At 57.8% G+C, this 13,210-nt stretch carries 13 protein-coding genes; 4 read left to right on the top strand and 9 right to left on the bottom strand.

Annotated features, from left to right (window positions below; genetic code table 11):
- Positions 1 to 54: 54 nt before the first annotated feature.
- Positions 55 to 597 carry a tetratricopeptide repeat protein gene (locus tag PFY00_RS07275; protein WP_271431873.1) on the bottom strand — a complete coding sequence of 181 codons (543 nt, stop codon included), beginning with the start codon at positions 595 to 597 and terminating at the stop codon, positions 55 to 57.
- 95 nt (positions 598 to 692) lie between these two features.
- Entirely contained in the window at positions 693 to 851 is a 159-nt protein-coding gene (locus PFY00_RS07270; RefSeq protein ID WP_271431872.1) for a chitin-binding domain-containing protein, read from the bottom strand.
- A gap of 161 nt (positions 852 to 1,012) precedes the next feature.
- Between PFY00_RS07270 and PFY00_RS07265 the strand changes: the two genes are divergently transcribed.
- Positions 1,013 to 2,965: a translocation/assembly module TamB domain-containing protein gene (locus tag PFY00_RS07265; RefSeq protein ID WP_271431871.1), complete on the top strand. Its 1,953-nt coding sequence runs from the start codon at positions 1,013 to 1,015 to the stop codon at positions 2,963 to 2,965.
- On the opposite strand, the gene purB is transcribed toward PFY00_RS07265, so the two are convergent.
- Positions 2,962 to 4,269: an adenylosuccinate lyase gene (gene purB / locus PFY00_RS07260; RefSeq protein ID WP_271431870.1), complete on the bottom strand. Its 1,308-nt coding sequence runs from the start codon at positions 4,267 to 4,269 to the stop codon at positions 2,962 to 2,964. The two genes, PFY00_RS07265 and purB, sit on opposite strands and share 4 nt — an antisense overlap.
- Before the next feature lie 169 nt (positions 4,270 to 4,438).
- Between purB and PFY00_RS07255 the strand changes: the two genes are divergently transcribed.
- Positions 4,439 to 5,299, top strand: coding sequence for a hypothetical protein (locus PFY00_RS07255; RefSeq protein ID WP_271431869.1), 861 nt, complete (start codon positions 4,439 to 4,441; stop codon positions 5,297 to 5,299).
- On the opposite strand, the gene PFY00_RS07250 is transcribed toward PFY00_RS07255, so the two are convergent.
- Positions 5,281 to 5,646, bottom strand: coding sequence for a hypothetical protein (locus tag PFY00_RS07250; protein WP_271431868.1), 366 nt, complete (start codon positions 5,644 to 5,646; stop codon positions 5,281 to 5,283). The two genes, PFY00_RS07255 and PFY00_RS07250, sit on opposite strands and share 19 nt — an antisense overlap.
- Positions 5,647 to 5,712: 66 nt before the next feature.
- On the opposite strand from PFY00_RS07250, the gene PFY00_RS07245 reads away from it, so the two are divergent.
- Both PFY00_RS07245 and PFY00_RS07240 read left to right on the top strand, forming a co-directional pair.
- Positions 5,713 to 6,117 (top strand): DUF6314 family protein, encoded by a 405-nt coding sequence (locus tag PFY00_RS07245; protein ID WP_271431867.1) that lies wholly within the window; start codon positions 5,713 to 5,715, stop codon positions 6,115 to 6,117.
- 175 nt (positions 6,118 to 6,292) lie between these two features.
- The gene (locus PFY00_RS07240) at positions 6,293 to 7,591 is read left to right on the top strand and encodes a DUF3422 family protein (protein WP_271431866.1); all 1,299 of its coding nucleotides are present in this window, start codon (positions 6,293 to 6,295) and stop codon (positions 7,589 to 7,591) included.
- An 82-nt stretch (positions 7,592 to 7,673) separates the two neighbouring features.
- Here the strand turns inward: PFY00_RS07240 and PFY00_RS07235 are convergent, their stop codons facing one another.
- From PFY00_RS07235 to PFY00_RS07215, 5 genes are all read right to left on the bottom strand, one after another.
- A complete protein-coding gene (locus PFY00_RS07235; protein ID WP_271431865.1) occupies positions 7,674 to 8,729 on the bottom strand; it encodes a YeeE/YedE family protein in 1,056 nt (351 codons plus the stop codon).
- 218 nt (positions 8,730 to 8,947) lie between these two features.
- Positions 8,948 to 9,928 (bottom strand): ABC transporter permease, encoded by a 981-nt coding sequence (locus tag PFY00_RS07230; RefSeq protein ID WP_271431864.1) that lies wholly within the window; start codon positions 9,926 to 9,928, stop codon positions 8,948 to 8,950.
- Positions 9,921 to 10,976, bottom strand: coding sequence for an ABC transporter permease (locus PFY00_RS07225; protein WP_271431863.1), 1,056 nt, complete (start codon positions 10,974 to 10,976; stop codon positions 9,921 to 9,923). Before PFY00_RS07225 ends, PFY00_RS07230 begins: the two co-directional genes overlap by 8 nt.
- The gene (locus PFY00_RS07220) at positions 10,976 to 11,167 is read right to left on the bottom strand and encodes a hypothetical protein (RefSeq protein WP_271431862.1); all 192 of its coding nucleotides are present in this window, start codon (positions 11,165 to 11,167) and stop codon (positions 10,976 to 10,978) included. Before PFY00_RS07220 ends, PFY00_RS07225 begins: the two co-directional genes overlap by 1 nt.
- Positions 11,168 to 11,368: 201 nt before the next feature.
- The gene (locus PFY00_RS07215; RefSeq protein WP_271431861.1) at positions 11,369 to 13,075 is read right to left on the bottom strand and encodes a peptide ABC transporter substrate-binding protein; all 1,707 of its coding nucleotides are present in this window, start codon (positions 13,073 to 13,075) and stop codon (positions 11,369 to 11,371) included.
- Positions 13,076 to 13,210: the final 135 nt, after the last annotated feature.

Below are 13,210 nucleotides of genomic sequence, written 5' to 3'. Positions count from 1 at the left end.
ATACCGTCAGACCTATCGGTTCAAGGTTACCCACCAGTTAAGGGCGCACCGCCGTCAGTAAGAAAAACCGCGTCCGCGCTCGATGGCCATACGCAGCGAAATTTCGGCCCAGCTACCCCGGCCGCCTCGGGTGCGGATCTGCGTCAGTTGCAGCCGTGCGAGCTGGATTTCGCCCTGTTCCACATAACCCTGACCCATATAACTGCGTGCCAGAAGGTTGTTGGGATTGGCCGCCAGCGCCCTTTGATACCAAAGCTCGGCTTCGGCGGTTTGGCCAAGTGTGCGGGCAACGAACCCGCGGTATGTGAGCGCCAGATCGGATCCTTGGTCTTGCAGGCTGTCCAGAACGGACCGCGCTTCGGCGGCCCGGCCGGCGTAGGCCAGTTCCCGAACGGCCAGCATCCGGGTCTTGTCGTTCAGCCTCGTATCCTTGGGCGCTGTGCATTCACCCAGATCAGCATCCCAGATCAAACCTTCTTCGCACTCTTGCGTGGTTGGGGATGGCTTGGGCGGCGCTTCGGTCTCGGTGCCTGCGGCCAGGGCGGGCAGGGGCAGCATGAGGCTGAGACAAACGGCTGAAACGGGTGAAAATCGCATGATCTCTCCTGACGAGTTGTGTTTTGCATAGATAGGACAAACGAAAAAGGCGGCCACTGCGGGCCGCCAGTGTCTTGGGTACGTGCGTAGAGATCTTAGCTGGACATGACCTTGCAGCTGCCAGTTTCGGCATCATAGACTGAGCCTTCTGCGCAGCTCATGACTTGTTTCTCATGGCCAGAACAGGCCGCGTTTGCCGCGAATGCGGGCGCCAGTACCAGCGCCGCGGTCGTCAGAAGCATCTTGAATTTCATTTCAGTCCTCCTGTTGAACAACTTGAATACTAGCACAGGTTGCAATTCGGTCAAAATTTTTGATGTCGTGTTCCAAGCGGCAATGCGCCGACGCACAAAAGCTGGACAGAGGGGTGCTCGTTAAGATTGTATGGGTGAAATCATTTCAATCGAGAATCTTCATGCGTCAGTTTTGCTTTTTTGTTTTGGCCTTTCTTGCCTTGGCCGCATTTTCGCGGTTTGGCGCGGACGCCCAGCAAGATCCCCCTGTCGTTATCGTCGAAGAACCGGTCGCCTGCGCTATCCCCATGCCAGACGATTGGCAATGGACCGATCTGGAGAGATGGATCTGGAATGATCTTTGCGAGTTGAATTCGGGCGAGGTGAATTTGCAGTGGTACGACACTGCAGATGAGCCGTTGGAATGCCGACCCGACAAGATCGACGGCCCGGTACCGGAGAACCGCCAGATCAGTGGTGAGTTTATCCGGGCCATCCTGACAACACCGGCCTTGCTGGCACGTAGCCCGAGGGACCGTTTCACAATCAGATGCGCGCAAATAACCGATACACTGAACCTGAGCTATCTCGACATCAAACCGGCGTTGTTCATCCTCGATAGTCACTTTCAGAAAAGCATCCATCTCTGGGAAACTCGATTTGCTCGCTCTTTTAGTTTGGTTAAATCTTTCGTTGAAGGCGGAATAGAAGCAGATCGGTTGAAGATTGGCGGGTCACTTTTTCTCTGGAGTGGGCATTTCAAGGGCGCCGCAGATTTCAGAGGAGCCAGCGTTGCCGTGAACTTTGATGCTCTCGGCGCGACTTTCGAAAAAGTGCTGAATCTGGAAAGAACGCACGTTCGTGGTTCAATGCTTTTGGGAAGATCGGCAATGTTCCAAGGCGATGTGGTGTTGCGCAGCGCATCCGTTGGCTCGGTACTGTCAGCGACAACATCAACTTTTGAAGGCGTTTTTGACGGCAATCGGCTGGAAGTGAATGAAACCTTGTTCCTGAGAGACGGTGCGCAATTTACAGGCGAGGTGTCATTGCTGAATGCTAGAATTGGCTCAGATGTCGATGCAAGCGGCTCCACTTTTCACGCGAGACTAAATGCGGACAGCGCACGAATTGGAGGCTCTTTGATGCTGCGAAATGGAGCGGTTTTTAGTGGCAAGGTCGTATTGAGGAACGCTTCTATTCAGAATCAAATTTCGGCAATTGGATCGCGTTTCGAAGACACGTTCAATGGAGACGCGATGAAGCTAGGCGGGTCTCTTTTCTTGCGGGGAGGTTCTGTTTTTCAGAAGGGCATCACGCTCACCGCTTCTGACATCGGCAGCCACCTGCAATTCGGGGCCAGTCGGTTTGATGGCAAGATCAACATGACTGGCGCCAAGGTTGGTGTGGAATTGCTGCTCTCTTCGCCCGGCGACAGCCATGGCGCGCCGACTTGGGGCAACGACGCGGAACTGATCCTGCGCAATGTATCTACGCCGGTGCTTCAGGCGGAAATGCATGGGTGGAAACGCAAGGATGGCAGTTGGTTGAAAACCGATCTGACGGGTTTGCGTTACGACCGTTTCGGTGGGCTCAACGCGGACTCTTGGGTGCAGAGCGCCAATATGGGCGATGCGGATGCCGAAACTCTGATCGCATGGATCGAAGAAGCGCAGCCGGACCACGGCAAGCGCTATGATCCACAACCCTATGAACAACTGGCCGCAGCCTTGACGGCGGCTGGTGCCGAGAACGCGGCCAAAGCCGTTCGCTTTGCCCGCTACGAGCATCGCCGCACCGTTGAGGGCACTCCGCCATGGGACAGGTTCAAACTGGGGCTGTCAGCTTGGGTGATCGGACATGGCGTTTATCCGTTTTATCTGCTCGCCTGGTTCGGTGCTTTGGTATTCCTCGGGGTCGTGGTGGCCCATCGCAGCGCGTCGCAGGAACTCAAGGGGTTCTGGCAGAAGTTCTGGTATTCGCTTGAAAACGCGCTTCCCTTGGTCGAGCTGAAAGAAGCGCACAAGGCCATCGAACATAACGATGGCCTTGCGGAATGGGTCTTTCACGCACAAAAGGTGGCCGGCTTTGTGCTGGCCACGATCCTTGTGGGTGCGCTTACCTTGCTGGGCAGTTAGTCTTCGCCGAACACACGGGCAAAGATCGTGTCCACGTGCTTGGTGTGGTAGCCCAGATCGAACTTTTCGTTGATTTCCTCTTCGGACAGGGCCGCGCGGACTTCGTCATCGGCCAGCAGCTCCTCGCGGAAATCGGTGCGATGATCCCAGACCTTCATGGCGTTGCGCTGAACCAGACGGTAGGCGTCTTCGCGGCTGACGCCGGCCTGAGTCAGAGCCAGCAGCACACGCTGTGACATCACCAGACCTGGGAACTTGTTCATGTTGTCCAGCATGTTCTGCGGATAGACCAGCAGCTTGTCGATCACACCGGTCAGACGGTGCAGGGCAAAATCTAGCGTCACGGTGGCATCGGGGCCAATCATCCGTTCAACGGAGCTGTGCGAGATGTCCCGCTCGTGCCACAGCGCGACATTCTCCATCGCCGGGATCACGGCCATGCGCACAAGGCGGGCCAGACCGGTGAGGTTCTCGGTCAACACCGGGTTCTTCTTGTGCGGCATCGCCGATGAACCTTTTTGACCCATCGAGAAAAATTCTGCGGCTTCCAGAACCTCGGTGCGCTGCATGTGACGGATTTCGATGGCGATGTTCTCGATGCTGCTGGCGATCACACCCAAGGTGGCGAAAAACGCTGCGTGGCGGTCGCGTGGGATGACCTGTGTGCTGATCGGTTCTGGCACCAGACCCATCTTTTCGCAGACATGCTCTTCGACAGCCGGATCAATGTTGGCAAAGGTACCGACAGCGCCGGAAATTGCGCCGGTGGCCACTTCGGCGCGCGCATCGCGCATCCGAGACAGGTTGCGATCCATTTCGGCGTAGAACCGGGCAAAAGTCAGACCCATGGTTGTGGGTTCGGCATGGATGCCGTGGCTGCGCCCGATACGCACGGTGTCTTTGTGTTCCAAAGCCCGCTTTTTGAGCGCTGCCAGCAGGCCTTCGATGCCCTTGATCAGGATGTCCGAGGCGCGCACCAACTGCACGTTGAAACAGGTGTCCAGAACATCAGACGATGTCATGCCCTGATGAACAAAGCGCGCCTCTTCGCTGCCGACATGTTCGGCGAGATGCGTCAGAAAGGCGATGACGTCATGCTTGGTCACAGCCTCGATTTCGTCGATCCGGGCCACATCGAATTCCACGTCCTTGGCTTTCCAGACGGCGTCGGCGTTTTCCTGCGGGATGACTCCCAGATTGGCCTGCGCGTCACAGGCATGAGCTTCGATCTCATACCAGATGCGGAACTTGGTCTCAGGTGACCAAATGGCGACCATGTCGGGGCGGGAATAACGGGGGATCATCGGGCTGTCCTTTTCTTCGGCAGTGGCAGCAGGAATGCGCGCGCCTCTCATACGGAGGGTGGCCGGGAAGGGCAAGCGATGCCGCTGTCGCAGCAACGATTGCGGGTTGCCTGACCTTGGCCTAGGCTGCGTGCATTGTTCAGTGATTTACGTTTCAAAGGAATAGACCATGCGATTTCCGTCCCTTGTGACCGCCGGCCTGATCATGGCCTCTCCGATGTTCGCGCAGAATACGGGGCAGTCCGACATGAGCTGGACCTATACCCGCTCAGTACAGCAGGACGTGTTCGATACCTTCTTGATGCTTTCCTACGGCATCCCGGAAACCGATGCTGTGCAGTTCCGGGCGGAATGCCTGATTGGAAATTCCGGGCCCTACGTCATGATGACCCTGTTCTCGGATGTGTCCGGACAAACGGATGGTGCACCGGCAGGCGTGACATTTACCTCGAACAACGGCGAGCGGTTTCAGCGCGACGGCTCCGTTGTCGGTGCTCTGGCCGAAGTCGGGATCTCGGGCGTGGACGTGGCGCTGTTCACCAATGATCCCATTTGGTCAATCTTCTCGGAAGGAGGTCCGGTCTATTACGATCTGCCGGGGCAAAACGCGCTCGTCTTGCCGATGGACGGAATTGCAGATCAGGCGGTTCGCATGATTGACGATTGCGCCCGGATCGACAGCCTTTGGGAGGCCGGAGAGCAAACAGGCTCTGACCCGGATGAGCCGGAAATGGATCCTGTCTGCCTCGTCGCCCGCAATCTCAGATCAATCGATGGAGAGATCGCGCTGTCGCTGACAATCCGCAACGATTCAGGCGAATATCGCGGCCTGTACTGGATTGACCACAATGGCATGGGACAGAGTTTTGGCGCGCTGGACGCCGGGCAGAGTATGACGCTGGACACCCGTGAAGGACATGTCTGGGAATTCACGGACGGGCCGGGAAACTGCGTCGAAGTCGCCGTTGCGGACCGTAGCCAGCCGATCATCGCACTGACCAAACCCGCCCCTTACTTTGGTCCTGAATAAGGCGAGTCCGCTTGGCGTTTCCGGTCCCGCAGTCTTTGCCAGCCAAGCCAGAGCAGCGCCATTGTATAAAGTAAAATGGCTGCAGCCATGGCCAGCAGCGCGCGGGGCACCAAAAAATTCGCAGCCGTGTTGCTCAGGCCTTGGCACCCATCGTAGCCATAGAGAAAGTTGCCGGTGCAATCGAAGCTGATGAGCAGAAAGGCAATCAGGCCGAGCATCCAGAGTGCAAAACTGATCAGGCTCAATCGGCGGAACAGACGGTTTGTAGCGCGACGCGACAAAACCAGCAGCACAATTGGCAGCGCCACGAAGGTGAGCGTGAAAAGAATGATGCCTTGATTGTGCATAGCTGGCTTTCGTCTGGTTTGGCCTCTGTCTATGTTGGCAAGGCACCCCCATGAGGCAAGTCTGGAATGCCGGTAGAACTGAGCGATTTTTTTGGCGAATGGCGGATCGATCGCGACATCCGGCAGCATTCCGGCGGCGCGGGCCGGTTCGAAGGAACGGCTGTCTGGACGCCCGAGGCCGGCGGCGCGGTTTATACGGAAACCGGGTTTCTGAGCCTGCCGGGGCAGGGCCGCTTTCAAGCCGAGCGCAGCTATGTTTGGGATCATGATCTGCGGGTGTGTTTTGATGATGGGCGGTTCTTTCATCAGGTGCCACCAAAAGGCGGAGAGGCCGCGCATTGGTGCGATCCCGACCAATATGATGCCAGTTATGATTTCGACAGTTGGCCCAATTGGTCCTGCACGTGGCGCGTTCAGGGTCCGCGCAAAGACTACACGATGATCAGCCGCTACAGTCCAACCAGCTCATAAGGGTTTGAATTTCTGCCCGTTTTTCAGGCTTTTTCCCGCCGTATACCATTGCATCCATGTAAATCATTGAAAATAATGAATTTTATTCTTTACTTCGAGTGGGGCATGAGTAATTTGGCGGATAACACGTCCCGGCGATCCTGTCCGCGACGGAGTTGGCGCAAAGGATGCAGAAATGCCGCCCATTCAGGATCACCCCCTACGTTATAAGCTGGCAAATGAACTGCACGCGCGGCCGTTCCCTTCGCTGACGGCGCCGTGTCGGGCGATCTATCTTGCGATTAAGAAAGAAACCAATGCGGCGGGCCGCGACCGTTCGCTGGATCTCAAACATTTGACCGATCTGCTCGACCGCTACGGCACGCCGCATCCGCAGCCGGGGGCAACCCATTATTCGGGTCAGATCGGGCAAAACGTTCTGAAATGGGAACAGCACACGGAATTTGTGACTTACACGGTCTTTCTGGGCGGCCTTGGTGAAAGGGCCTTTGATCCTGCTGACTTTGAAGTGTTTCCCGAGGACTGGCTCAATGAAGCGCCGGGCGTGCGGATCACTTCGGCAATGCTGCGCATCAGTGAACAGTCTGATGATGACAGGATGTCGGAACTCGTTGACGACTGGCTCGTGTCCGAAAGCGTGGCGGTCAGCCGCGTTCTGGATAGTGATGCCGTTGTGGCCGGGGATTTTCGGATCGATCCGTCAGGACATTTGCGCTTTGCTGTTTTCACCGCGCCTGGCGTAAAACAGCGCCGTGTGGGCCGTATTGTCCAGCGCCTGTGCGAGATCGAGACATACAAGGCCATGTCGATGCTTGGGTTCTCCAAGGTCAAGGAGATCGGCCCGCGCATGGGTGAGATCGACGCCGAACTGACCCGCCTGATGGAAGCCATGACCCAAAGGCAGGGCCCCGAAGAGGACACGTTACGCAGTCTTTTGGCCGTATCGGCCGAGCTTGAGAACCTGTCCGCGCAAATGTCTTTTCGCTTTGGGGCGACCGGAGCCTATGAGGCCATCGTGGAACAACGCACAACAGTTCTGCGCGAAGAACGCTTTAAGGGCCGGCAAAGCTTTGCTGAATTCATGATGCGCCGCTTTGATCCGGCCATGCGGACAGTCAAATCAGCTGAGCGGCGTCTGGGGGCAATGGCTGACAGGGCCATGCGCGCCGGGGATTTGCTTCGGACCCGAGTTGAGGTGCAGCGATCGGCCCAGAACCAGCAATTGCTGGAAAGTATGAACCAAAGGGCGGACACACAGCTGCGGTTGCAACGCACCGTCGAAGGGCTTTCGGTTGTGGCGATCAGCTACTACGCCGTATCGCTCGCCGGGTATCTTTTGTATCCGGCTACGGGCATTCTGGGCATTTCCAAAGGGATGCTGACAGCGCTGGTCACGGTGCCCGTCGTCTTGCTGGTTTGGTTCATGATCCGCCGTATCCGACACGCGGTCGAAAAGGCCGATCCCGAAGTCTGAGGCCTTTGCCAGCCGCGGCGTGCACATGAAAAAGCCCTGCCAACCGGAGTGGGCAGGGCGTGTTTTCGGAGCTGGCTCGTGATTACTCGGCAGGCTGAAGGATTGGCGAAGCCGATCCTCTACGCGCGAGACCTGCTTGCATCACCAACGCGCCGACCGCGATGGAGAGGATTGCAAGGATGGCCGCGACCGACAGTGTTGGAACGCCGGACAGACCCGCGCCTACAGTGCAGCCCCCGGCGAGCACACCACCAACGCCCATCATGATAGCGCCGGTTGCATAGCGTCCGGTTTCACGCGGGCTGTTGAAGCTGACCCATTCGAACCGGCGCGATGCCACGGCCGACAGCAGAGCGCCCAGCAAGACGCCTCCGATCAGGCCGACACCGAAACCGGCGGGGATCGAAGAAGAGGCGATCACCCAGAACAGCGCATCGGCATAGGGGGCGGTAAAGCTCAGGCTTTCCATCGCGATCGGATCAAAGTCGTCATAGAGCACAAAACCTGTGCCAACCCAGCCGAGAGGGACAAGCGCACCAAGTGCTGCCGCGAGGATCAGCGTCGTGACGCGATTTCCGCTGCGCAGGGCGAATGTCAAAGCGCCAAGCGCCAGAACGCCGGACCAGAACAAGCCACCGCCGGGCAGGGCGGCCAGTGATGTTGCTGAACCAAGATCAACGGTCAGCGCCCCCAACCCGGTGCGGACCGGGGCCAGAACACCCTTGAGCGTGGCATGAGCGGTGATGGCGAAAACCGCGAGGACAAAAACCGCACGCAGGTTCCCGGATGCAGTCAGAACGGTCAGCCGCGAGACGCACCCACGGGTCAGAACCATACCGGCGCCAAACAACAGGCCGCCGACAACAATGGCAGCAAGAGGCAGATCAGACACAAAGAAACGGTGGTCCGCAAAGTCGATGAAACCAAGGCTTGCCAAAGTCTGGGTGCCAATCACGGCGACCGCGAGCGCGGTCAGCCAGACGCCCATGGCGGCACGGCGATCGTCGCCCACCAGACCGCGACGGAAACAGAATTTGGTCTGCTCGGCCAGAACGCCAAAAGCGGCCCCCAGAATGAGCGCAAAGAAAACCGCAACCTGAGGGGCGGTCAGTGATTCAAATCCCAGTGTCTCGAACATCGCTGTTCTCCTGCAAAACGGAACGTTTGTTCCAAATGCAGGCGGTAAGGCGCGATATCAAGACAGGCTCAATGCATGGGGTGCGCTGTCCGTGGGAATACGTTCTGCCTTTCGGGAATTTGGCGGGTAATCGTTTCGATTGCGGTCCGCGGGCGCAATGCGCATTCCGCCAAGGTTGCCCAAGGCGGAACGCAGAATTTTATTTTGTATAGTCGGTGTTAGCGGCCACGGATCCGTGGATCCAGCGCATCGCGCAAACCATCGCCCAGATAATTGACGGACAAAACAGTCAGCGAGATCGCGATTCCCGGCAGCAACACCCGTTCCGGGAACTCTTCCATGCGCACAACGGCGTCGGCGAGCATCTTGCCCCATGTCGGGAAGTCAGACGGGAATCCGACCCCGAGGAAGGACAGGGCCGACTCGGTGATGATCGCTGTGGCAAGGCCTAGCGCCGCCGAGACCATGATGGGCGAAAGCACGTTAGGAAGCAGGTGCCGCCCGATGATGCGACCGGGGGTCGTGCCGATGGATCGGGCCGCAAGTACGAACTCCCGTTCTTTGATGGCCAGAACATCACCGCGCACGATCCGCGCCGTTGGCATCCAAGACGTGATCGCGATGATCGTGACAATCAGAATGAACATACCGCCTTCGGGGCCGAAATTCGCCCTGAGCGGTTGTCGAAAGAGCGTCACGGCCACCAGAAGAAGCGGCAGGATTGGCAGCGACAAGAACAGATCTGTCAGGCGCATAAGTGGGCCGTCCAGGCGTTTGAAATATCCGGCGACAACACCGATGAAGGTTCCGATCACGAGACTAAGCAGCATTGCCGCCCAGCCAACGGCCATCGAGGCGCGGCCACCCGCGATGAGCTGAGCAAGGTTGTCCCGGCCCAGCTGGTCTGAACCCAAAGGTTTGTTCCAACCGACCTTGGAATCGCCATCCCAGATCGCAGTATAGATCGGGCGGAAATCCTTGTTGCGGATATCCAGCTTTTGCGGATCGACGGTGTAGATATAGGGGCCGATCAAAACAGCCAGTGTAATGAAAACAAGGAAGCCCATGCCGAACACGGCACCCTTGTGCTTGCGCAGCTGATCCCAGACGTCCTTCCACTGCGAACGCGGCGGCTTGGACGGCTCGATATCCTTGAGCGCTTCGATTGGCGCGGGGCTTGATGCGACAGGCTCAGTCATAGCGGATCCTCGGGTCAAGCACGCCGTAGAGAATGTCGGCAATCAGGTTAAACAGGACGATCAGAACCGCAAAGATGAAGGTCAGTGTCATGACCATGGGCAGATCGTTTGCAAAGAGTGCAGTGATCAGCAACTGTCCGATGCCATTCACCTTGAACACGTTCTCGGTGATGATCGCGCCGCCAAAGATCGACGGAATGCCCAAGGCAATGACCGTGACAACGGGGATCATCGAGTTGCGCACAACGTGGCTCAGAACCACGATCTTTTCACTCAGACCCTTGGCGCGGGCAGTGCGCACATAGTCCTGATTGAGGTTGTCCAGTGTCGAGGCGCGCATGTAGCGCGAAAGCTGCGCTGTGATCTGGAGCGCCAGCACCATCACCGGCAGCACCATCTGCTGAAGTTGGTACTTGAAGCTGGACCAGTTGGTCACCTCGTGGGTGGTGTCATAGATCGAAGGCAGAACCGGCAGCCACCACGTGTCCTGCGCGATAACGGCAAAGATCACGATCAACAGGGGGCCGGTGAAGAATGGCGGCACCGAAAAGCCGATCATGGTCACGAATGTGCCGGCCTGATCAAAGACCGAATATTGCTTGTAGGCCGAATAGATCCCAATCGGCAGCGCGATCAGAATGGCCACAACATAGGCCACTCCAACGACCCAAAGGGTCTGCGGGATACGCTGAATGACAATGTCCATGACCGGGCTGCGGGTCTGCCAGGAAATCACGCGCAGTTCACCCTGATAGAGAGCCGTGTCAGGCAGCCATCCCAATAGCCAGCTGTCGCGTGTCAGCCAGTCGATAAAGACCTTGGGTTCGATCCAGGCCATCTGGACCAGCCATTTCCAGTATTGCACAAGCGCGGGTTCCCCAACGCCCAGTGCTTCGCGCATCTTTTGTTTGACTTCGGCGGGTACCGTCAGCGGGACCTGTGCCATGGGATCGCCCGGCGCAAGCTGCAGCAACATGAAGATGACGAAACTGATGAACAGCAGCGTCGGGACCGACAGAACCAGCCGGCGAGTGGCGAACGACAGCATCAGGCGTCTCCAACGGGCAGGACAATCGCGGCATCGGCCAGACGAACCTGCGCGGCATCCTGCAAGGATCCAAGGCTGTCATTGATACTGAAGTTTGTCGGGGACAGCCACATGATCCAGAAGATCACAAAGCTGATTGCGATGACGATCGGAATCGCGGTCAACAACCGGCGTAGAGCATAAGAAAGCATCGGCACCTCTGATAAGCCAAACAGCAGCGGGTTTGAAATCCATCCTGCAAGTGATGGACATGGGTGGATATCAAATCCGGTGTTCTGTCTTGTTGGTTTTGGTGTTCGGGTGGTTTGTGCGAACGTCCGGTCGGCGGGCGGCCGGACGCTGCATTCGGTATGAAAGAGCGGCGCGCAGACTGGCTGCGCGCCACACAATCATTAGCCGTCGATACGGTGCCAGTCGGCAACGTTCCACAGTTCGCTGTCCCAAACGTTCAGGACAACACCACCGAGGCTGTTTGCGTGGGCCGACAGACGACCACGGTGAACCAGCGGGATCATACCGCCGTTTTCAACCATCATGTCGTTCAGCTCACGACCGATGCGGGCACGCTCGGCCATATCGGCTGTTTTCGTCAGCTCTGCGTGCAGAGCGTCAAACTCTGGCATGCAGAAGCGCGAAATGTTTTCGCCCTGCCACTGTGTATCGGGGCGGGGTGCCTTGTCGCACAGACCGTTGCCCAGGTAAGCCTGAGGATCGGTGCCGTTGAAGGTGTTGGCGTACATTTCGACGTCAGCATAGAACTTCTGGAAAGTGTCAGGCGAACCTGCATCACCGCCAAAGAAGACCGACGCTTCGATGTTGCGCAGTTCGGTTTCGATGCCGATCTGGCTCCACCAGTCCTTGATCAGGGCCTGGAAGTCCTGACGAACGGCGTTGGTCGATGTCTGGTACAGAATGCTGAGTGGCACACCGTTGTGCTCGCGCACGCCGTCGCCATCAGAGTCTACGATACCAGCAGCGTCCAGCATGGCCTTGGCGCCTTCGATGTCCTGCGTGTCACAGGACAGCTTTTCCGACGCAAAGGCGGCAGGAGCCGGAACCCAGTTGCACGAAACTTTACCGGCCTGACCATAGCCGATTTCAACCAGCAAAGGACGGTCGATGGCCATGGACATGGCTTTGTAGACCGCAGGTTCCTGCAGGAATGGATGCGGATGCATTGCTGTCGAACGCTCGCCTTCTGGCAGGTTCGGATCAGGGTTGGTCTGGTTCAGCATGATGCGCTCGACCAGCGGGCCAAAGCCTGCGACCGGCGTGCCTTTGCCGCCTTCTTGCATCTTTGCGATCACGTCGGGTGCCAGCTGCAGGTTCCACGCGTAGTCGAATTCGCCGGTTTCCATAACCGCTGTACCAGAGGCCGCCGCAGAGCCACCGCCCTTGAATGTCACCTTGGCAAAGGCAGGCTTTGCAGGGTCACGATAGTTCGGGTTGGCGGACATGGTGATCACGTCGTTCGGCTTGAACTCGTCGACCACGAAAGGACCGGTGCCGATCGGGTTGAAGTTCTGCTCGGTGCAGGTCGATGCCGCTGCGCCAAGGCAGTTGGCAAACTGTGCTGCCTGCAGGATGGGGCTTTCGCCACCAACGAACGGACCGTAGGGGTTCGGTGTTGGGCCGGCGAATTTCACCACGACGGTGTTCGCATCAGGCGTGTCGACCGACTCGACGTTTTCGAACTTGGTCAGCTGCGCGCAGCCGCCTTCGGGGTGTGTGCAGTAGTCGTAGGTGAACTTCACGTCTGCGCTGGTGAAGTCGCTGCCGTCAGACCATTTGATGCCCGAGGAAATTTTCCATGTGATGGTGGTCAGGTCGGCCGATACGCCGCCGTTGCCAACAGTCGGTACTTCGTCGACAAGCCACGGAACCAGCTCGCCTTTTTCATTGTAGCGGGCCAGCGGCTCGATGATCATCGAGGCACTTTCCACGTCTTTGGTGCCGCCCGAAAGGAACGGGTTCAGAATGGAAGGGGCCTGCCAATAGATGATTTTGACCTCACCGTCCGAGCCGCGCTCGGCCATGGCGGAAGCAGGTGCCAGCGCAAAGGCTGCCGCTGCCCCAAGCATCAGGGTCTTGAGTTTCATGTCACTCTCCATGTTGCTGAACCGGGGATCAAGCCGCGGTTCTTGTGGTTGTGGCGGGTATGTCCGGGCCTGACGCTTGCGCGCTGCGCAACACGCGGTATCCCAAAACTCAGACAATCCCCACACTACGGTTAT

Source organism: Thalassococcus lentus, assembly GCF_028023555.1.
GTDB classification, from domain to species: Bacteria; Pseudomonadota; Alphaproteobacteria; order Rhodobacterales; family Rhodobacteraceae; genus Thalassococcus_A; species Thalassococcus_A lentus.
The sequence above is the reverse complement of the archived record's forward strand: the minus strand, read 5'-3'. Positions and strand labels throughout refer to the sequence as shown.

What these genes read in the sequence shown, in the direction of transcription:
- PFY00_RS07275 (WP_271431873.1), bottom strand. Translation starts at nt 597, where the DNA reads ATGCGATTTTCACCCGTTTCAGCCGTTTGTCTCAGCCTCATGCTGCCC.
- PFY00_RS07270 (WP_271431872.1), bottom strand. Translation starts at nt 851, where the DNA reads ATGAAATTCAAGATGCTTCTGACGACCGCGGCGCTGGTACTGGCGCCC.
- PFY00_RS07265 (WP_271431871.1), top strand. Translation starts at nt 1,013, where the DNA reads ATGCGTCAGTTTTGCTTTTTTGTTTTGGCCTTTCTTGCCTTGGCCGCA.
- purB (WP_271431870.1), bottom strand. Translation starts at nt 4,269, where the DNA reads ATGATCCCCCGTTATTCCCGCCCCGACATGGTCGCCATTTGGTCACCT.
- PFY00_RS07255 (WP_271431869.1), top strand. Translation starts at nt 4,439, where the DNA reads ATGCGATTTCCGTCCCTTGTGACCGCCGGCCTGATCATGGCCTCTCCG.
- PFY00_RS07250 (WP_271431868.1), bottom strand. Translation starts at nt 5,646, where the DNA reads ATGCACAATCAAGGCATCATTCTTTTCACGCTCACCTTCGTGGCGCTG.
- PFY00_RS07245 (WP_271431867.1), top strand. Translation starts at nt 5,713, where the DNA reads ATGCCGGTAGAACTGAGCGATTTTTTTGGCGAATGGCGGATCGATCGC.
- PFY00_RS07240 (WP_271431866.1), top strand. Translation starts at nt 6,293, where the DNA reads ATGCCGCCCATTCAGGATCACCCCCTACGTTATAAGCTGGCAAATGAA.
- PFY00_RS07235 (WP_271431865.1), bottom strand. Translation starts at nt 8,729, where the DNA reads ATGTTCGAGACACTGGGATTTGAATCACTGACCGCCCCTCAGGTTGCG.
- PFY00_RS07230 (WP_271431864.1), bottom strand. Translation starts at nt 9,928, where the DNA reads ATGACTGAGCCTGTCGCATCAAGCCCCGCGCCAATCGAAGCGCTCAAG.
- PFY00_RS07225 (WP_271431863.1), bottom strand. Translation starts at nt 10,976, where the DNA reads ATGCTGTCGTTCGCCACTCGCCGGCTGGTTCTGTCGGTCCCGACGCTG.
- PFY00_RS07220 (WP_271431862.1), bottom strand. Translation starts at nt 11,167, where the DNA reads ATGCTTTCTTATGCTCTACGCCGGTTGTTGACCGCGATTCCGATCGTC.
- PFY00_RS07215 (WP_271431861.1), bottom strand. Translation starts at nt 13,075, where the DNA reads ATGAAACTCAAGACCCTGATGCTTGGGGCAGCGGCAGCCTTTGCGCTG.